Genomic DNA, 18,821 nt, shown 5'->3' with positions numbered 1-18,821 from the left:
CGAATGAACCCGCCGGTACCCACCCCCACGCGCCTGTTTCTGGTCGGCCCCATGGGGGCGGGCAAGACGACGGTCGGTCGCCGTCTGGCCGATCTGCGGGGGCTGCGGTTCATCGACTCCGATCATGAAATCCAGCAGCGCACTGGCGTCGATATCCCGTATATCTTCGAGCGCGAAGGGGAGGCCGGATTCCGCCAGCGCGAAGCGCAGATCATCGACGAGTTGACCCAACTCGACGGCATCGTTCTGGCCACCGGCGGCGGCGCCGTGCTCGACCCCGACAACCGCCGGGCGCTGCACGAGCGCGGCTGCGTCATCTACCTGCATGCGTCGGTCGGGCAGCAACTGCATCGCACCTCACGGAGTGACAACCGGCCGCTGCTGCGCACGGGCGAGCCGCCACGCGCCATACTGTCGCGCCTGTTCCAGCAACGCGATCCGCTGTATCGCGAGATCGCCCACGTCGTGGTGGCCACCGATGGCCGCAACGCCCGATCGCTGGTTCGCGAAATCGAACGGTCACTGGTGGCCGCGGAAACGACATGAAACGAGAATTGATGGTGGAGTTGGCGGAGCGCCGCTACCCGATACGGATCGGCCCCGGACAATTGGGCGACGTCGACAGTTACCGCGCGATCAAGGACCGTCCCCGCTTTCTGCTGACCGACGAGACAGTGGCCGGGCTGTATCTCGCACCGCTGCGGGCCGCGTTGCCGGTCGCCGATGATGCGCTGCTGGTTCTGCCGCCGGGCGAAGCCGCGAAGAGCTGGGACAATGCCGAGCGCCTGCTGGACCTGATGCTGGCGCGCCGAGTGCCCCGCGACGGGGTGCTGATCGCGCTCGGTGGTGGGGTGGTCGGAGACCTCGCGGGCTTCTGTGCGGCGGTCTACCAGCGGGGCATCGACTTTCTGCAGATTCCCACCACGCTGTTGGCGCAGGTCGACTCTTCGGTCGGTGGCAAGACCGCAGTGAATCATTCACGCGGCAAGAACATGATTGGTGCCTTTCACCAGCCGCAGGCTGTGGTGGCCGATACCGACACCCTGAAGACGCTGCCGCGGCGCGAGTTGTTGGCGGGCATGGCCGAGGTGATCAAGTACGGCCTGCTCGGCGATGCCGCCTTCTTCAGCTGGCTGGAGCATCATCTCGACGCGCTGTTGGCGCTTGACCCGGAGACCACCGCGCATACCATCGAGCACTGTTGTGCGATGAAGGCCCGAATCGTGGTTGAGGACGAACGGGAAGCGGTTGGGGGCGGGGTGCGCGCCCTGCTCAATCTCGGGCACACCTTTGGCCATGCCATCGAAACCTACACCGGCTACACCGAATGGCTGCATGGCGAAGCGGTTGCCACCGGTATGGTGATGGCGGCCGACCTGTCAGCCCGACAGGGTTGGCTGCCCGCCGTCGATGCCGAGCGGGCACGCGCCCTGATTGCGCGTGCCGGGCTGCCGGTGCGGCCCCCGCCGGGCATGACCCCGGCCGATTTCGTCGACCTCATGGGTCATGACAAAAAGGTGGCGGGCGGACAGTTGCGGTTGGTGCTGCTGCGGTCCATGGGTATGGCCACGCTGACCGCTGATTTCGCCACCGAGCGGCTACACGAGACCCTGGCGGCCTTCACCACATGATGGAACTGGCCGCCTATGCCGCGCGGCCGCAGGCCAGTCGCGGCCGCCGACATTCCGAGCCGCCCGCCACCCCGCGCACCGAATACCAGCGAGACCGGGATCGGATCATCCACTCCTCCGCTTTCCGGCGTCTGGAGTACAAGACCCAGGTCTTCGTCAATCACGAGGGCGACCTGTTTCGCACCCGCCTCACACATTCACTCGAAGTGGCGCAGATCGCCCGGACCCTGGCGCGCACGCTGAGCCTCAACGAAGACCTCTGCGAGGCCATCTCACTGGCCCATGACCTCGGGCACACGCCGTTCGGCCACGCCGGTCAGGACGCGCTCAACGCCTGTATGCGGGACTTTGGCGGTTTCGAGCACAACGCCCAGAGTCTGCGGGTGGTCGACGTGCTGGAAGACAAGTACGCCGAATTTCAGGGCCTGAATCTCACCTTCGAGACCCGCGAGGGCATCCTCAAGCATTGCTCCGCCGCACGGGCCCGCACGCTCGGGGATGTCGGCGAACGCTTTCTCGCCCGCACCCAACCCGGCTGTGAGGCGCAACTGGCCAACCTGGCCGACGAGATCGCGTATCACAACCACGACATGGATGACGGTGTCCGCGCCGGCCTGCTGACCTTGCCGCAGCTGCGCGATGTGCCCCTGTTCCGCCGGCATCACGATGCGGTGCTGGCGCGGTACCCGACGCTGACCCCGCGGCAGGAACGCCACGAAACCATCCGCCGCATCGTCAACACCCTGGTGGTCGATCTCACCGCCCACTCGGCGGCGCGGCTCGAGGGCATTGATTCGGCTGATGCGGTTCGCGCGCAGAACAAACCGTTAATCTCTTTTTCGGCGGAAATCGCCGAAGATAACCGGATATTGAAGCGTTTTCTGATGGATCACCTGTACCGTCATCCGCAGGTCTACCGGATGATGCACAAGGCCCAGCGGGTGATCCGCGCGCTGTTCGATGCCTTCATGGGCGATATCCGGCTGTTGCCACCGCAGTTTCATGCCCATGCCCAGCAGGCGGGCGACGACGCGGACCGGGCGCGGGTGGTGGCGGACTACATTGCGGGGATGACCGACCGCTATGCCTTGGATGAGCACGAACGGATCTTTGACCTCCGTCGATTGCGCTGAGGTGCCTGCGGCGTCGTGATATGTGACTGGTGCCCGGTGATTCGTTAGAAGCAAAAGCGCGAGGACCGGCCCCGAGCACGGCAGAGCGGCCGGGGACCGGCGAAGCCGGCGCCCTCTCCGGGTGCCCTTTCTTTTCGCCTCTTTTCTTTGGGCACGCAAAGAAAAGAGGCTCGCCCAGCAGGGCGAAACCGCTGCAGCCGAAATACGAAGGCGTGTCGACGGAGTACAGCCCTCGGCACCGACGCCGCTGTTGGGTTGTGCCGCGAATGAACCTTGGCACTGGCCATCCTGGCGACGCGTCACTTCGCGAATCCACTCCGGCCCGGTCATCCATGTCCGGTCGTTCACCCCGCACCATTCGAGCAACGACCAACGAGCAACGAACGCCGTGCCGGCGGCCACGCGGCACAGCGCTTCGGGACGCGCTCAAGTCCATCCATGGATCGCTCGACGCTGGACGTCGTGTCCAGCGACGGCCCCGAACCGCCGCACCCCGCGTCCGCGTTAAGGTCTCGCCGGGCGGCGGTGACGCACTTCTCGCGCCCCCGCTACGCCCAGTCGCCGCGGAGCGCCCGCACCTGCGCCTCCAGACCGGCGGCGCTGACCTGTTCCGGCGGCACCGGCGGCGCCGCCACCATGCCGATGCGGGACCAGAAGCGCCGCGGCAGTCGCGAGCGGCCGAGGAAACTGTCACGACGGCTGAACAGGCTGCCCCACAGCCCCTGCAGAGCCATCGGGATCACCGGCACCGGGCTGGCGGTGATGATCCGTTCAACCCCGCTACGGAAGGTGGCGATGTCGCCATCGGCGGTCAGCGCGCCCTCCGGAAAGATCCCCACCACATCGCCGGCGGCCAGCGCCGCTGCGATCTCGCCGAAGGCGCGCTCCATCAGCTCGGGGTCCTCCTTGGCGGGCGCGATGGGAATGGCGCGGGCGGTGCAGAAGATGAAGTTGAGCACCGGAATGCGAAAGATCTTGTGGTACATCACGAAGCGTACCGGCCGCCGGATGTTGCCGCCGAGGATCAGCGCGTCGACAAAGCTGACATGGTTGCAGACGATCAGCGCCGGCCCGGTGTCGGGGATGTGCGCCAGGCCCTGGCGGCGAATCCGGTAGAGGCTGTTGATCAGCATCCACACCAGGAACCGCATCAGGAACTCGGGCACCAGGCTGTAGATGAACACCGCCACCGCGGCATTCATCAGCGTGGCCACCAGGAATAGCTGCGGGATGCTGAGCCCGGCCTGCAGCAACACCACCGCGGTCAGCGCCGCCGCCACCATGAACAGCGCGTTGAGGATGTTGTTGCCGGCGATGACGCGAGAGCGATGGGCGGGCGCTGCGCGGGTCTGCACCAGCGCGTAGAGCGGCACGATGAACAGGCCGCCCGACAGGCCCATCAGGCCGAGGTCCCACAGCACCCGGTGGTTCGCCGCCTGGCCCAGAAACGCTGTGGCATCCAGCCCCTGTGCGGCGGCAAGGCCGGGCGCGGCCAGAAACAGGTCGATGCCGAACACCGTCAGTCCGATCGAGCCCAGCGGCACCAGGCCGATCTCCACCTGGCGCCCGGACAGCCGCTCGCACAGCAGCGAGCCGGCGCCGATACCCAGCGAGAACACCGCCAGCAGCAGCGTCACCACGGTCTCGTCGCCGCCCAGGTGCAGCTTGGTGTAGTTCGGCAGCTGTGACAGGAACAGGGCGCCGAAGAACCAGAACCAGGAAATGCCCAGCACCGACAGGAATACGGTGCGCTCCCGCCGCAGGAAAGCCAGGTTGCGGACCGTCTCGGTCAGCGGGTTCCAGTTGATGCGCAGGTCCGGTGCGGTGGGCAGGGCGCGCGGAATACCGCGGGCGGTGAGGTAGCCGAGCGCCGCGACCGTCACCAGCACCAATGCCACCCAGGTGCCGCCACCCTGCTGGGCGATCAGCCATCCGCCGACCAGGGTGCCGATCAGGATCGACAGAAACGTGGCGGCCTCGACCCAGGCGTTGCCGCCGATCAGTTCGGCCTCGTCCAGGTGTTGCGGCAGGATCGCGTACTTCACCGGCCCGAACAGCGCCGACTGGCTGCCCATCAGGAACAGCACACCCAGCAGCAGCGGCAGACTCTGTTGCCACAGCGCCAGCGCGCCCAGCAGCATGATGCCGATCTCAAGTGCCTTGATGCCCCGGATCAGGCGCGCTTTCTCATATTTTTCAGCCACCTGGCCGGCGGTGGCGGAGAACAGGAAGAACGGCAGGATGAACAGCCCGGCAGCAAGATTGACGTAGAGGTTGGCCTGGTCGGCGCCGACGCCGGCGATACCGAAGGTGATGAGGATCACCACCGCATTCTTGAACACGTTGTCGTTGAACGCACCGAGGGTCTGCGTCCAGAAAAAGAAGCCGAAGCGGCGCTGGCGCAGCAGGCTGAACGCGGAGGCAGTACGCATCGTGTGTCCGGTGGTGGGAGACGGCCGGAGCATAGCCGCTCGATCAGAATCCGGGTGCGGCGGCCCCCTTGGCACCTGTACGACATTGACGCCGGGGGGTGCGTCCTTATAATTCTAATGTTGCACCGCAGCGACGTCCCCCGCGCCTCCCCTCCCAAGAGTGAGTCAGCGGCCGCCCTCTCACGAGAGCGCGGTCGGGGGTGATCGCCGCCCTTTTTTACGTGAGGTGATGGTAAATGGTGACCGAACAGGGCCTCTATCGGCCGGAATTTGAACGTGACAGCTGCGGTTTCGGGCTGATCGCGCAAATGGATGACCAGGCGAGTCATGCCTTGGTGCAGTCCGCGATCACCGCGCTGCAGCGCATGACCCACCGTGGCGCCATTGCGGCCGACGGCAAGACCGGTGACGGCTGCGGCCTGTTGATGAAGAAACCCGACGCCTTTTTGCGGCGGGTGGCGGGCGAGGCCGGCATCACGCTCGGCAACCTGCCCTACTGCGCCGGCAACATCTTCCTGTCGCAGGACGAGAAGACGGCGGCGCGCGCGCGCGCCGTGCTGGCCGAAGCCCTGGCCGTGCAGGGGCTCACCCTGCAGGGTTGGCGCGTGCTGCCGACCGACAACAGCGCGCTGGGGGAAGAAGCCCTGCGCAACATCCCGCGTTTCGAGCAGGTGTTCATCACCTCGCCGGCGCAGCTGCCCAAGCTGGTGTTTGAGCTGAAGCTGTTCAAGGCCCGTCGTGCCGCCGAGAAGCGTCTGGAAGCCGAAGGCGACGATGCCTTCTACATCACTTCGCTGTCCTGCCGGGTGCTGGTCTACAAGGGCCTGGTGATGCCCGAGTATCTGCCGACCTTCTACCGCGACCTGCAGGCCGAAGACCTGGCAACCGCCATCTGCGTGTTCCACCAGCGTTTCTCCACCAACACGCTGCCGAAGTGGCACCTCTGCCACCCGTTCCGCTACCTGGCGCACAACGGCGAGATCAACACCATCTCCGGCAACCGGCAGTGGGCGCAGGCCCGTGCCCGCAAGTACGAGTGCAAGGACCTGCCCGATATCAGCGAGATCGCGCCGCTGGTCAACATGCGCGGGTCCGACTCGCAGAGCCTCGACAACATGCTGGAAGTGCTGCTCGCCGGCGGCATGGACCTGTTCGCCGCGATGCGAGCGCTGATCCCGCCCGCCTGGCAGAACGTCGAAAACCTCGACCCTGATGTCCGCGCCTTCTTCGAATACAACTCGTTGCAGATGGAGCCCTGGGATGGCCCCGCTGGCGTGGTGATCACCGACGGGCGCTACGCTGTCTGCGCCACCGACCGCAACGGCCTGCGCCCGGCGCGCTATGTCATCACCCGTGACCGCACCATCGTGCTGGCCTCCGAGATCGGCGTGTCCGATTACGCACCCGAAGATGTGGTCGAGAAGGGGCGTCTGCGCCCCGGCCAGATGCTCGCCATCGACACCGACTCCGGCGAACTGCTGCGGCCGGCCGACATCGACGGCATGCTCGCCTCGCGGCATCCCTACAAGCAGTGGCTGAAGAAGAAGCTGCGGCGGCTGGAATCCAGCCTGTCGGACGACCCGAACTCGCTCGACCGCCTGCAGCCGGCCGATATCGCCGTCTATCAGAAGATGTTTGCCCTCACCAACGAGGAGCGGACCGAAGTGGTGCGGGTGCTGGCCGAAAGCGGTCAGGAGACGATCGGCAGCATGGGCGACGACACCCCCTTTGCCGCCCTGTCGCGGCAGATCCGCTCGCCCTACGACTACTTCCGCCAGGTCTTCGCGCAGGTCACCAACCCGCCGATCGACCCGCTGCGCGAACAGATCGTGATGAGCCTGGAGTGCTCGCTCGGCGCCGAGTCGGGCATGTTCGAGGAAACCCCCGAGCGCGCCGCGCGCCTGCTGGTGGACTCGCCGGTGCTGTCCGAGAGCAAGTTCCGCTCGCTGCTGGCCGACCCCATCTACGGCCACGAAGTGCTGGATCTGCACTATGACCCCAGCCTTGGCCTCGATGCCGCCATCCGCGCGCTGGGTGACCTCGCGGTCGCTGCCGTACGGGATCGCGGTGCGGTCATCCTGGTGCTGTCCGACCGCCAGCTGACGAAGGGTCGATTGCCGATCCATGCGCTGCTGGCCACCGGCGCGGTGCACAGCCGACTGATCGCCGAAGGCGTGCGCTGCGACTGCAACATCGTGGTGGAAACCGCCACCGCCCGCGACCCGCACCAGTTCGCCTGCCTCATCGGCTACGGCGCCAGCGTGATCTATCCCTATCTCGCCTACGCCACGCTTTACGACATGCGCGCGCGCGGCGAGATCAGTGTCGAGAAGGACGAGGCGGCGCTCGGGCAGTCCTACCGCAAGGGCATCAACAAGGGCCTCTACAAGATCATCTCGAAGATGGGGATCTCCACCATCTCCAGCTACCGTGGCTCGCAGTTGTTTGAAGCGGTCGGGCTGCACAGCGAGGTGGTGGAGCTGTGCTTCGCCGGCACCGTCAACCGTATCCAGGGTGCCCGCTTCCAGGACCTCGAAGCCGAACAGGCACTGCTCGCCAAGGCGGCGTGGAACCCCCGTCGTAGCGCCGACCAGGGCGGCCTGATGAAGTTCGTCTACGACGGCGAATATCACGCCTACAACCCGGATGTCATCCGCACCCTCCACGATGCCGTGCAGAGTGGCGAGTACAGCGACTACGAGAAGTTTGCCGCGCTGGTCAATCACCGGCCGGTTACCGCGTTCCGCGACCTGTTCACGCTGAAGGACGCGACGCCGATCCCGCTGGAGGAAGTCGAACCGATCGAATCGATCCTCAAGCGCTTCGATTCGGCCGGCATGTCGCTGGGCGCGTTGTCGCCGGAAGCCCACGAGGCGCTGGCGATCGCCATGAACCGGCTCGGCGGCCGCTCCAATTCCGGCGAAGGCGGCGAAGACCCGGTGCGTTACGGCACCGAGCGCACCTCCAAGATCAAGCAGGTGGCCTCCGGCCGTTTCGGCGTGACTCCGGCGTATCTGGCCAGCGCCGAGGTGCTGCAGATCAAGGTGGCCCAGGGCGCCAAGCCCGGTGAGGGTGGCCAGCTGCCGGGCGACAAGGTCAACGAGATGATCGCCACCCTGCGCTACGCCAAGCCCGGCGTGGCGCTGATCTCGCCGCCGCCGCATCACGATATCTACTCGATCGAGGATCTGGCGCAGCTGATCTTCGACCTCAAGCAGGTCAATCCGGCCGCGTTGGTGTCGGTGAAGCTGGTGTCCGGCCCGGGTGTCGGCACCATTGCCGCCGGCGTGGCCAAGGCCTATGCCGACCTCATCACCATCTCCGGCTATGACGGTGGTACCGGTGCCAGCCCCATCACCTCGGTGAAGTACGCCGGCACGCCGTGGGAGCTCGGGCTCTCCGAAACCCACCAGACGCTGCGCATGAACGGCCTGCGGGAAAAGGTGCGGGTGCAGACCGACGGCGGGCTCAAGACCGGGCTTGATGTCATCAAGGCCGCCATCCTCGGCGCCGAGAGCTTCGGCTTCGGCACCGCGCCCATGGTGGCCCTGGGCTGCAAGTACCTGCGCATCTGCCACCTCAACAACTGCGCCACCGGCGTCGCCACCCAGAACAAGGTGCTGCGTCTCAAGCACTTCATCGGCCTGCCGGAAATGGTGATGAACTATTTCCGCTTCGTCGCCGAGGAAACCCGCCAGCTGATGGCGCAGTTGGGCGTACGCACGCTGGCCGAGCTGATCGGGCGATCCGAGCTGCTGGCGATCCAGCCGGGCACCACCGACAAGCAGCGTGCACTCGACCTGTCGCCGATCCTCGCGTCGGCCGGCATGGTGTTGCCATCCGGCCACTTCTGTACCGGTCCCAATCATCCGTTCGACAAGGCCGAGCTGGCCGAGACCATGGTGCGCGACGCGCTCACCGCCATCGAACAGAAGACCGGTGGCGTGTTCAGCTACACCGTGACCAATCGCGATCGGTCGATCGGCGCGCGCCTGTCCGGCGAGATCGCCAAGCGCCACGGCAACCTCGGCATGAGCGATTCGCCCATCACGCTCAGGCTGAACGGCACCGCCGGCCAGAGCTTCGGTGTCTGGAATGCCGGCGGTCTGCATCTGGAGCTGGAAGGCGAAGCCAATGACTATGTCGGCAAGGGCATGGCCGGCGGTCGCATCGTCATCAAGCCGCCGCAGGGTTCGCGGTTCAAGACCACCGAGGCCGCCATCATCGGCAATACCTGCCTGTATGGCGCCACCGGCGGTACCCTGTTCGCCGCCGGCACCGCTGGCGAACGCTTCGCCGTACGCAACTCCGGCGCTACGGCGGTGGTTGAAGGCGTGGGCGACCACGGCTGCGAATACATGACCGGCGGCGTGGTCGTGGTACTGGGGGATGTCGGCGTCAACTTCGGTGCCGGCATGACCGGCGGGTTTGCTTATGTCCTCGACGAGAGCCGTGGCTTCGTCGACCGCTACAACCATGAACTCATCGACATTCATCGGGTCGTAGCCGAAAGCATGGAAGGCCATCAGCACTTCCTGCGCGGGCTGATCCGCAACTACGTGGCGGCCACCGGCAGCGAATGGGGCCAGCACATCCTCGATGATTTCCGCGATTTCGTCGGGCGCTTCTGGCTGGTCAAGCCGAAGGCCGCTGAAATCAATTCGCTGATCCACGCCGTCAAGGCCGCGGCGTAAGGACCCAGACATGGCAAAGAATCACCTGCAGTTTCTAGAAGTTTCCCGACAGGACCCGAAGAAGGTCGCGGTGGAAGTGCGCATGCACGACTGGCGCGAAATCTACGGCCAGTTCCCGGCCGACAACGCGGCCACCCAGGCCGGGCGTTGCCTCGATTGCGGCAACCCCTACTGCGAGTGGAAGTGCCCGGTGCACAACTACATCCCCAACTGGCTCAAGCTGGTCGAGGAAGGCAATCTGTTCGCCGCTGCCGAGCTGTCGCACAAGACCAACTCGCTGCCGGAAATCTGCGGCCGCGTGTGCCCGCAGGACCGGCTCTGCGAAGGCGCCTGCACCCTCAATGACGGCTTCGGCGCGGTCACCATCGGCTCGATCGAGAAGTACATCTCCGACGAGGCCTTCAAGCAGGGCTGGCGACCGGACATGACGGGCGTCGTTGCCACCGGCAAGAAGGTGGCCATCATTGGCGCCGGCCCCGCCGGGCTGGGCTGCGCCGACATCCTCGCCCGCAATGGCGTGAAGCCGGTCGTGTTCGATCGCCAGGCCGAGATCGGGGGCCTGCTCACCTTCGGTATCCCGCCGTTCAAGCTGGAAAAGGACGTCGTCAAGAACCGGCGCAACATCCAGGAATACATGGGCGTCGAGTTCCGCCTCAACACTGATGTCGGCACCGACGTGACCATGGCGCAGCTGCTCGCCGAATACGACGCCGTGTTCCTCGGCATGGGCACCTACACCGCCATGACCGGCGGCTTCCCCGGTGAGGATCTGCCGGGCGTGGTGTCGGCACTGCCCTTCCTGATCTCCAACATCAACCGCGTGATGGGCATCGAGAAGGATCCGGCCGACTTCATCGACATGGCCGGCCAGCGGGTGGTGGTGCTGGGCGGTGGCGACACCGCCATGGACTGCAACCGCACCTCCATCCGCCAGCAGGCGGCCAGCGTCAGCTGCGTCTATCGTCGCGACGAGGCGAACATGCCCGGCTCCAAGCGCGAAGTCGCCAACGCCAAGGAAGAGGGCGTCAAGTTCATGTTCAACCGTGCCCCGGTGGAAATCGTCGGCAATGGCAAGGTCGAAGGTGTGAAGGTGGTCGAGACCCGTCTGGGCGCCCCTGATGCCCGCGGCCGGCGCCGCCCCGAGGTGGTGCCCGGGTCCGAGCAGATCATCCCCGCCGACCGCGTGGTCATTGCCTTCGGCTTCCGCCCCAGCCCGGCCGCGTGGCTCGGTGACTTCGGCGTGACCCTGCATGACGACGGCCGCATCCGCGTCCACCAGGACGCCGGCGCCGAAGCCGCGTTCCAGACCGCCAACCCGAAGATCTTCGCCGGCGGCGACATGGTGCGCGGCTCCGACCTGGTGGTCACCGCGGTCTATGAAGGGCGCCAGGCGGCCGAGGGTATTCTCGAAAGCCTGGGCGTCTGATCGCCGAAGGTCGCAACAGGGCCGGCCATGCCGGCCCTTTTTTGTGGGCGACTCAGAAGCGCAGGCTGAGGCCGCCGACCACCGTCCGCCCGGCCGCTGGCTCGTAGTAACGACCAAACCCGGCGTTGACCCGCAGGTTTTCGATGTAGTCGATATCGAACAGGTTGTTTGCTGCCAGCCAGGGCGACAGCTGCAGGCCGCCCACCACGCCCGACCAGGCCAGGCGTGCGTTGGCCACCACGTAGCCGGCGACTCGCACCGTGTTGGCATCGTCAGCCAGCACCCGGTCCAGCGCCACGCCCTGCAGTCGTGCGGTCCAGCCCGGGCGCGGCTGCCAGGCCGCTTCAGCAAACAGCTGCTGGCGCGGGGTGCCCGGCAGCACGTTGCCGCCGAAGTCATTGCCGTCGACCTGGTACTGCCGGAACCGGTAGTCGTTGACGCTGTAGCTGAGGCTGAGCGTCAACGGGTCGGCCACCTGCCAGATGGCACTGAGTTCCACCCCCTGGCGGTCGCTGGCGCCGGCGTTGCGGTAGAAGCTGCGGCCGGGCTGGTTGTCGAGCTCGAAGCGCACCAGCTCGCCCTCGTTGCGGATCGCATACAGCACCAGCTCTGCCCGCAATTGTGGGCTTTCGTGCTTGAGGCCCAGTTCCAGATTGTCGGCCTCGGCCGGTTGCAGGGCGGGGTTGAAGCCGCCGCCGTCCGGGTTGGCCAGCTCGTTGTTGGCCGGGCTTTCAAAGCCCGAGCCATAACGCACGAAAATCAGCCGTTGCGGGTCGGGCCGGTAGCCCAGACCCAGGTTGTAGCTGGTCTTGTCGAAGCGTCGGCGCCCGCTGTCATCGCCGTCGGCGAGAAAGGCATCGTCGACCGACAGTGTGAGGTCGTCGTAGCGCAGGCCCGCCGCCAGCACCCAGGCCTCGCCCAGGGCCACCTGGTCGCTGACGAACAGCCCCAGGCTCTCGGCCTTTTCGTCCTGCAGCAGCGTTTGCTCGCCGCGTACGCCGCCGTCTCCGTTGTTGAACCGGCTGCGGGTATCGGTCTGGGTTTCGAAATCGATGCCGACGCTGAGCCGATGCAGGCCGCCCAGGGCCTGCAGGCGATGGTCGAGTTGCGCGCCGAGTCCGCCCAGGCTGCGCTCGAAGGCCGACTGTCCACCCCCGGCGAAAGGCAGGCTGTTGGCAAAGTCGCGTTCACCCACCCAACTGCGAAGCCGGTAGTCGGTGCGCGCGCCGAGGCCGGCGACATAACTCAGGCCCAGCCGCTGTTGCTCGATGGCTTCGGCGGTGGCAAAGCGCAGCGCGTTGGGGTTGGCCGCCCCGGGAGTCGCCTGCAGCTCGTTGAGGTTGAGCCCGCCCGGGTCCTGAGCGTCGATCTCCAGGGTCTGTACCACCGCGCGCAGGGTCCCACCGCCCACCTGCCAGGCCAGCCGGCCGCTGCCGATCAGGCTGTCGGCCGCCATGTTTTCGCGGTGGCCGTCGACTTCGCGATGCGCCAGTGACAGCAGCCCGCCGATATCGCCGAATTGACCGCCAATCTCGCCGCGGATACGCCGCTCGCCCAGTTCACCGGCGACGACATCAAGCCGGCCCAGGCCGGCCTCCGGCAATGCGCGAGTGGTGATGAAGAGGACGCCGCCAGCGCCGTTGCCATAGAGCGCCGAGGCCGGCCCGCGCAGCACTTCGACCTGTTCGACCAGCGCCAGGTCGAGCGCATCGAGGTCGGTCTGGCCGTCGGGGTTGGTCAACGGAATGTCGTCCACCATTACCCGGATACCCCGGGTGCCGAAACTGGCGCGGCTGCCGAAGCCGCGGATCGACACCCGCAGCCCCTGATTGAGGTTGTAGCGGTTCTGCGCGTAGACGCCGGGAATGCGGTTCAGCGACTCATCCAGGGCCAGGCCCGGTGCGCCCGCAAGCTGACCGGCCTCGACCACGCCGATGCTGGCGGGCATCTCCCGCCACGGGGTGGTCAGGCGCGGGCTCCGCACCTCCACGGTTGAAAGCGGGGTGGCGGCTTCGCTGTCATCCGCGGCGACAGCGGGGAGGGGCAGACACAGCAACAGTGCAAGGTGCCAGCGGGCGGCAGTCATGGGGGTCTCCTAAGGGCGGCAACACGTCTACGCGTGCTGGAGGAGAGTGTCTCACGATGTCGCCATGTTGCCTGCAGGCCGCAGCCGGTCTGCCCCGAGCGTCCAGCCGCCTCAGGGCGCGGTGGCGCCGTTCAGGCAGGTGTCGTACACCTTGAGCGCGGGTGTCAGGTCCACCGTGAGGATGGCCGAACTCACCCGCAGTTCGATTTCGTTGTACGGCATCGTGTTGATGAAGCCGACCAGGCCGCGCTGCACGTCTGCGTCAAGTTCGATTCCGAGCACGCGGCGCAGGTTGAACACTTCCAGTGCCAGCAAGGTGCCGGTGCCGCGGCTTTCAGCCGGCGTACCGTTGAGCGAGGTACTGACGGTAATGTTGCGCCCCACCGTGGCCGCCAGCAGACCGGTATTGACGGCCACATCGAAGCTGGCCAAACGGCCGGCCGGCACCACTTGCGGCAGGGTCACCTTGAGGCCGGAGCTGCCCATCAGCAGCGGGTCGAGCAGGCCGGCGCGATAGACCACCTCGGCGGCCGTGAACGGCTTGCCATCGATGGCATTGATGCCGTCGTTCACCGCACAGGCAAGTCCGCCGAGCAGTGTGCACAGCAGGCCACTGCGGGTGGCCGTCACCGTTGCGCCGGGCAGGGTGTACTGGTTGCAGGCGAGTTCGCCAACTTCGGCCTCGTTCGGGGGGCCGGCGACATCGTCGCCACTGCAGCCGGTGAGCAGCACAAGAGCGAGCAGCGCAGCACGCGTCGGTGCGACCGGGTTGAAAGTCCGCATCGTAGAAATCCTGGGGCAAATTGAGGGAGGCGGCAGTCTGACCGCCCGTTCAATTAAGCGCCCTCCGCCGAAAGCGTCAGCCGGCGTAGGACGGCGCCGTCATGCCGTGCACGACGATCACCCCTGTCACGTCAGCCGTTCTCCCCGCGTCCACGGCCGGTCGTCCTGGCACCGTCGAAGTGGGCACAGAACTCGACCAAAGGCCAACGCTGTACAGGCGCCGCCAGCCGGCGCCTGCGGTACAGTGTTCATTCTTCATTATTTGGCCGCCTCGAGAGCCCCCATGCCGCCCCCTGCCGGCCCCCTGCCCGACGACGAGGTGTTGTTGCAGGCGCTCAAGGAGCGTCGCTTCGAGCCTTACTTCGAGCCCAAGGTCAGCGTCGAAACCGGACGGGTTGCCGGATTTGAAGTGCTCGCCCGCCTGGTACTGGAGGACGGCAGCATGGTCCCGCCGGCTTTGTTCGTCCCGCGGCTTGAAGCGCTGCGGCAGATCGACGATCTCAGCCTGCAACTGCTCGACCGGGCCCTCACCGCCCTGCGCGGCTGGCTCCGGTTGCGGCCGACGCTGGGGATCGCCCTGAACGTGTCGGCCGAGTCGTTGGTGCAGCCCCGGGTGGCCGCCGGCCTGTTGGCGGTGACGCGGGCGCACGAGGTGTCGCCGGAGCGGGTGGTCTTGGAGATCACCGAATCGACCCCGCTGGCTGCCCTGTCGGAAGGGCTGGAAAGCCTCGTGCGGCTGCGGGCGGCCGGGTTCCAGCTGGCGATCGACGACTTCGGCACCGGGCACTCCTCCGGCGAGCAGCTTTCGCGGGCGCCGTTCACCCAGTTGAAGATTGACCAGTCGTTTACCCGCCATGTAGCCGACAACGCAGAGGCCCGCATCATTTTCCAGTCGTGCATGGTGGTGGCACGCAAGTTCGGGCTGCGCGCTTGCGCCGAGGGCATCGACTCGCCCCGCGCGCTGCGGTTCGCCTGCGACCAGGGCGTGCACGAGTTGCAGGGCTGGCTGATCAGCGCCGCCATGCCGTCGCTGGCCGTGCCCGCGTTTCTCGACAGCTTCGAGCGTGAAGACCGGATTCGCGAATGGTATGCCGCCGGCAAAACTTGAACTAAAGCCGGACAGGACGGGGGTCACGCCGCCCATGCCAAGCCGTTCGGCGTCAAGACGACATCTTTTGTTCATATTTGTGTGGACAGCGCTCAAATTCTGTGGCAACGTGTTCATCCATTGTGCAGGCAAAGGTGAACAATCATGGAACGTTATCAAGTCGGCGACGAAGTTATTGCCCATGGTCGCGGTCCCGGCTGCATTCGCGCCGTCGCCCGCCCCCGCAGCGCTATCGAAGCGGCCTGCGCCCCGGTCATGCCACATCTCGGGCGCCTGTCATTGCAGGGCAAACGCTTCCAGCTGCCGCAACCCAATGACGGCGAGCAGTTCCAGGGCGCCATCACCCAGTATCTGATCGAGACCGAGCACGGCCTTGAATGGCTGGGCTGGCATCTGGTGCGACGTGCGCCGCGCGCCGGCAGCAAGCCGTGGATGCGCGCGTTCCCGGTGTTGCTTGACTGGACCCCGGCAGAGCTGGCCGCGGCCCCGGCCTATCGCCGCCCCACGCCCGAACCCGCCTGAGACCGACCCCATGACCCGCAACCCCCCCGAAGACGGCTACCGCATTGGCGCCGTCTCACGCATGACCGGCATCGCCCTCCCCACGCTGCGGATGTGGGAGCGCCGCTACAAGGTGGTGACCCCGTTGCGCACCCCCGCCGGGGGCCGCATTTATCGGCGCGAGCAAGTGGCACGGCTGGCCCTGTTGCACGCCGCCGTTCAGGCTGGGCATCAGATCGGCTCGGTCGTCACCCTCACGGATGCCCAACTGCAGGAGCGTATTCGCGGCGGCCTGGGTGATCGCGCCGGCAGCGCACCCTCGCGGATTGCGGTGATCGGCCCGGCCTTGCCGGCGCTGATGCTCAGTTCCGAGGTGGCCGACCCGACCGTCGAGCTGGTCGCCCAGTTCGACGACATCAGTGAAGCGGGCGAACTGGCCGACGCCGGGCTCGACGCGCTGATCCTCGAGCTGCCCACCTTCCACGCCGATGATCTCGAAGCGGTGCTGGACCTGATCCGCCAGACCGGCGCCCGGCTCAACATCGTTGTCTACGCCTTCACCAACCGGAAACTGCTGCGGCGGCTCGACCTGATGGATGTGCTCTGCGTGCGGGCGCCGGCCGACATCCCGCAACTGTTGCGGCTGTGCCGGCTGGCGCAGGCCTGCGGTGGCGACGCCGGGGCCCCCGTGCGGCCGCGGGATGACGCCGATGACGCCGTCGTGCCCCCGCGGCACTTCACCGACACCCAGCTGCAGAAGCTCGGCGCCCTCAACAGCAGCGTGCAGTGTGAATGCCCGCAGCATCTCGCGATGCAGATCGCCAGCCTCGCCGCCTTCGAGCGCTACAGTTCCGAGTGCGAGGTGCGCTCCCCGGATGACCTGAGCATCCACAAGATGCTCAATCAGGCCAGCGCCAAGGCGCGGCACACGCTCGAGACCGCACTGAAGAAACTGCTGACCGCCGAGAACATCCAGGTGTAGCCCACCCCAGGGAACCTCTGCACAACGTCGCGAGCGAAGGCAGGTTGTCAGGCACATCCGTGTGCCTGACCCCTTCGGGGCTACGCGCCGCTTTCGTTCCCGACGGAACGGTGAGCGCCGCCGGAGCGCAGGAAGCGGAGTGTATGGGGCAATACATGAGCATTCCGAGCACCGCCGGCGCTCAAGATGCCGAGCGCAGTAGCTGTGCAGAGGTTCCCTGAGGGGTTTTCCACCCGCGTGCGTTATATCCTGATGGTGAGTGCGCGCCGCAAGATCAGCAGACGCACGGCAGGCAGGTGACACGGGCGACACCGTCCGGGTGGAGAAACGATGGCCGACATGGCACCCCATCACCGCGACGGCAAGCGGCGGTTGGGACTGGCGGATGCAGAGGTGGAGGCGCTCTATCAGCGCTTTCGGCCGGCGCTCGTGCGCTATTTCGAACGCCGCGGCTTCACCGGTTCCGATGCCGAAGACCTCACCCAGGATGTCTTCATCAAGATCAGCCGCCGCGACACCAGCGCCGAACTGTGGGAACCGCAGGGCTTCGTCTTCCGGGTAGCGGCGAATGTGCTCAAGGACCAGATCCGCCGCAACGCCGTGCGCCACCAGACGCAGCACGTCAATCTCGACGACGAAGCCGAGCGGCTGGAAGACCCGGAAAGCCTCGAAGCCGCTTACGAGCAACGCGAAGCCCTGGCCCAGGTGATGCAGATGATGAGCGGCCTCACCCCCAAATGCCGCGCCGTATTGCTGCTCAACAAATATGAAGGCCTGAGCTATTCCGAAATTGCCCAGCGTTTCGGCGTGTCGGTGAGCGCCATAGAAAAGCACATGATTCACGCCCTCAAACACCTGCGGGCCCAGTGGCCACCCACGCCATGAACACGCAGACCCACGTCGACCCGCGTCTGAGCGCCGCCGATGAACAGGCCGCCACCTGGTTTGCGCGCCTGCAATCCGACCGCTGCAGCGACCGCGACCGCGCCGCGCACCAACGCTGGCTGGCCGAAGACCCGCGCCACGAAAAGGCCTGGCAGGATCTGCTGGCCCTCTGGCAACAACTCGACCATGTCGCCGACCTGCCGCCAGTGGCGGCTGAACGCCGTGCCGCCGTCGATGCCTCTCGCGAGGCCGCCAGCACCCGCGGGCGGCGGCGCGTGCGTCGCCGTCGTGCCGGGCTGGCCGCCGGCGTTGCCGCCGCGCTGGCGGTGGCCCTTACCTTCACCCTGATGCCACTGCAGCACCGGGTGTACCGCACCGACCCTGGCGACCGTCACACCATCTCGCTGGCCGATGGCAGCAGCGTCACCCTCAACACCGACACCGCCATCCGCGTCGAGTACGGCCTGCGCACCCGGCGGGTGGTGCTGGAACGCGGCCAGGCACACTTCAAGGTGGCACACGCCGTGTTGCGCCCGTTTGAAGTGGAAGCCGGCAACGGCCTCATCCGCGCCCTCGGCACCGCCTTCGATGTCTACCGCAAGGGTGACGACGTGCAGGTCACCCTCATCGAAGGCAAAGTCGAAGTCGCCGCCCTCACCTCCGCAGCACCGCCCGCGGTCGCCAACCGCGCCGCCACGATTCCCGATTCCCGATTCCCGATTCCCGACGCCGAAGGCGTCTCCCCTCACCCCTCACCCCGCACCCCTCACGTCCTGACCCCGGGCCAGCAACTGAACATCACCCCCACGGGCATCAGCGAACGCCATACCGCCAACCTCGAGCGCGCCACTGCCTGGCTCAACGGCCGCCTGGTGTTCGAAAACGAACGCCTCGCCGATGTCATCCGCGAGGTCAACCGCTACTCGCCGGTGCAGTTGGTGGTGCTCGACCCCACCCTGGCCGCGGTCCGCATCACCGGCGTGTTCCGCGCTGGCCGCGCCGAAACCTTTGTCGACGCCCTGCGCAGCTCGTTCCCGGTGAAAACCCTCGCCGCCGAGCGCAGCCTGTTGCTGGTGCCGGCCGTCACCACCCTCGACGGCGGCACCCTCACCGCCGAGGGCTTCCCCAGCGCCGTGGACTTGGGCGAGCGAGTGCATTGA

General features: G+C 66.6%; 13 protein-coding genes. 10 read left to right on the top strand and 3 right to left on the bottom strand.

Annotation, left to right across the window (positions count from 1 at the left end; all coding sequences use genetic code 11):
- Nucleotides 1-3: 3 nt before the first annotated feature.
- From aroK to JN531_RS06065, 3 genes are read left to right on the top strand one after another with little or no spacing between them, the layout of a single operon-like run.
- Nucleotides 4-546, top strand: a complete 543-nt coding sequence (gene aroK / locus JN531_RS06075; RefSeq protein ID WP_228347967.1) for a shikimate kinase AroK — start codon at nucleotides 4-6, stop codon at nucleotides 544-546.
- Complete coding sequence (aroB, locus tag JN531_RS06070) at nucleotides 543-1,631, top strand: 3-dehydroquinate synthase (protein WP_228347966.1); 1,089 nt, start codon at nucleotides 543-545, stop codon at nucleotides 1,629-1,631. The genes aroK and aroB overlap by 4 nt, the downstream gene beginning before the upstream one ends.
- Nucleotides 1,628-2,764 (top strand): deoxyguanosinetriphosphate triphosphohydrolase, encoded by a 1,137-nt coding sequence (locus JN531_RS06065; RefSeq protein WP_228347965.1) that lies wholly within the window; start codon nucleotides 1,628-1,630, stop codon nucleotides 2,762-2,764. Before aroB ends, JN531_RS06065 begins: the two co-directional genes overlap by 4 nt.
- Nucleotides 2,765-3,312: 548 nt before the next feature.
- Here the strand turns inward: JN531_RS06065 and JN531_RS06060 are convergent.
- Complete coding sequence (locus JN531_RS06060; protein WP_228347964.1) at nucleotides 3,313-5,196, bottom strand: MFS transporter; 1,884 nt, start codon at nucleotides 5,194-5,196, stop codon at nucleotides 3,313-3,315.
- Between the two features lie 236 nt (nucleotides 5,197-5,432).
- On the opposite strand from JN531_RS06060, the gene gltB reads away from it, so the two are divergent.
- A complete protein-coding gene (gene gltB, locus JN531_RS06055) occupies nucleotides 5,433-9,890 on the top strand; it encodes a glutamate synthase large subunit (RefSeq protein WP_228347963.1) in 4,458 nt (1,485 codons plus the stop codon).
- Nucleotides 9,891-9,900: 10 nt separating this feature from the next.
- Nucleotides 9,901-11,316, top strand: a complete 1,416-nt coding sequence (locus JN531_RS06050) for an FAD-dependent oxidoreductase (protein ID WP_228347962.1) — start codon at nucleotides 9,901-9,903, stop codon at nucleotides 11,314-11,316.
- A gap of 52 nt (nucleotides 11,317-11,368) precedes the next feature.
- Here the strand turns inward: JN531_RS06050 and JN531_RS06045 are convergent, their stop codons facing one another.
- A complete protein-coding gene (locus tag JN531_RS06045; protein ID WP_228347961.1) occupies nucleotides 11,369-13,402 on the bottom strand; it encodes a TonB-dependent receptor family protein in 2,034 nt (677 codons plus the stop codon).
- A 111-nt stretch (nucleotides 13,403-13,513) separates the two neighbouring features.
- Nucleotides 13,514-14,185, bottom strand: a complete 672-nt coding sequence (locus JN531_RS06040; protein ID WP_228347960.1) for a hypothetical protein — start codon at nucleotides 14,183-14,185, stop codon at nucleotides 13,514-13,516.
- A 283-nt stretch (nucleotides 14,186-14,468) separates the two neighbouring features.
- Here JN531_RS06040 and JN531_RS06035 point away from each other — a divergent pair, with 283 nt between their 5' ends.
- From JN531_RS06035 to JN531_RS06015, 5 genes are all read left to right on the top strand, one after another.
- Nucleotides 14,469-15,293, top strand: a complete 825-nt coding sequence (locus JN531_RS06035) for an EAL domain-containing protein (RefSeq protein WP_228347959.1) — start codon at nucleotides 14,469-14,471, stop codon at nucleotides 15,291-15,293.
- Nucleotides 15,294-15,437: 144 nt separating this feature from the next.
- On the top strand, nucleotides 15,438-15,815 hold the full coding sequence (locus JN531_RS06030) for a hypothetical protein (RefSeq protein WP_228347958.1): 378 nt from the start codon (nucleotides 15,438-15,440) through the stop codon (nucleotides 15,813-15,815).
- Between the two features lie 10 nt (nucleotides 15,816-15,825).
- Nucleotides 15,826-16,776 carry a MerR family transcriptional regulator gene (locus JN531_RS06025; protein WP_228347957.1) on the top strand — a complete coding sequence of 317 codons (951 nt, stop codon included), beginning with the start codon at nucleotides 15,826-15,828 and terminating at the stop codon, nucleotides 16,774-16,776.
- Between the two features lie 330 nt (nucleotides 16,777-17,106).
- Nucleotides 17,107-17,661, top strand: a complete 555-nt coding sequence (locus tag JN531_RS06020) for an RNA polymerase sigma factor (protein ID WP_228347956.1) — start codon at nucleotides 17,107-17,109, stop codon at nucleotides 17,659-17,661.
- Complete coding sequence (locus tag JN531_RS06015; protein WP_228347955.1) at nucleotides 17,658-18,821, top strand: FecR family protein; 1,164 nt, start codon at nucleotides 17,658-17,660, stop codon at nucleotides 18,819-18,821. Before JN531_RS06020 ends, JN531_RS06015 begins: the two co-directional genes overlap by 4 nt.

The organism is Flagellatimonas centrodinii, assembly GCF_016918765.2.
GTDB lineage: Bacteria > Pseudomonadota > Gammaproteobacteria > Nevskiales > Nevskiaceae > Polycyclovorans > Polycyclovorans centrodinii.
Note: the sequence above shows the minus strand (reverse complement) of the source record. Positions and strands in the feature narration are given on the sequence as shown.

What these genes read in the sequence shown, in the direction of transcription:
- JN531_RS06035 (WP_228347959.1), top strand. Translation starts at nt 14,469, where the DNA reads ATGCCGCCCCCTGCCGGCCCCCTGCCCGACGACGAGGTGTTGTTGCAG.
- JN531_RS06020 (WP_228347956.1), top strand. Translation starts at nt 17,107, where the DNA reads ATGGCCGACATGGCACCCCATCACCGCGACGGCAAGCGGCGGTTGGGA.
- gltB (WP_228347963.1), top strand. Translation starts at nt 5,433, where the DNA reads ATGGTGACCGAACAGGGCCTCTATCGGCCGGAATTTGAACGTGACAGC.
- aroK (WP_228347967.1), top strand. Translation starts at nt 4, where the DNA reads ATGAACCCGCCGGTACCCACCCCCACGCGCCTGTTTCTGGTCGGCCCC.
- JN531_RS06065 (WP_228347965.1), top strand. Translation starts at nt 1,628, where the DNA reads ATGATGGAACTGGCCGCCTATGCCGCGCGGCCGCAGGCCAGTCGCGGC.
- JN531_RS06040 (WP_228347960.1), bottom strand. Translation starts at nt 14,185, where the DNA reads ATGCGGACTTTCAACCCGGTCGCACCGACGCGTGCTGCGCTGCTCGCT.
- JN531_RS06050 (WP_228347962.1), top strand. Translation starts at nt 9,901, where the DNA reads ATGGCAAAGAATCACCTGCAGTTTCTAGAAGTTTCCCGACAGGACCCG.
- JN531_RS06045 (WP_228347961.1), bottom strand. Translation starts at nt 13,402, where the DNA reads ATGACTGCCGCCCGCTGGCACCTTGCACTGTTGCTGTGTCTGCCCCTC.
- JN531_RS06030 (WP_228347958.1), top strand. Translation starts at nt 15,438, where the DNA reads ATGGAACGTTATCAAGTCGGCGACGAAGTTATTGCCCATGGTCGCGGT.
- JN531_RS06015 (WP_228347955.1), top strand. Translation starts at nt 17,658, where the DNA reads ATGAACACGCAGACCCACGTCGACCCGCGTCTGAGCGCCGCCGATGAA.
- JN531_RS06025 (WP_228347957.1), top strand. Translation starts at nt 15,826, where the DNA reads ATGACCCGCAACCCCCCCGAAGACGGCTACCGCATTGGCGCCGTCTCA.
- aroB (WP_228347966.1), top strand. Translation starts at nt 543, where the DNA reads ATGAAACGAGAATTGATGGTGGAGTTGGCGGAGCGCCGCTACCCGATA.
- JN531_RS06060 (WP_228347964.1), bottom strand. Translation starts at nt 5,196, where the DNA reads ATGCGTACTGCCTCCGCGTTCAGCCTGCTGCGCCAGCGCCGCTTCGGC.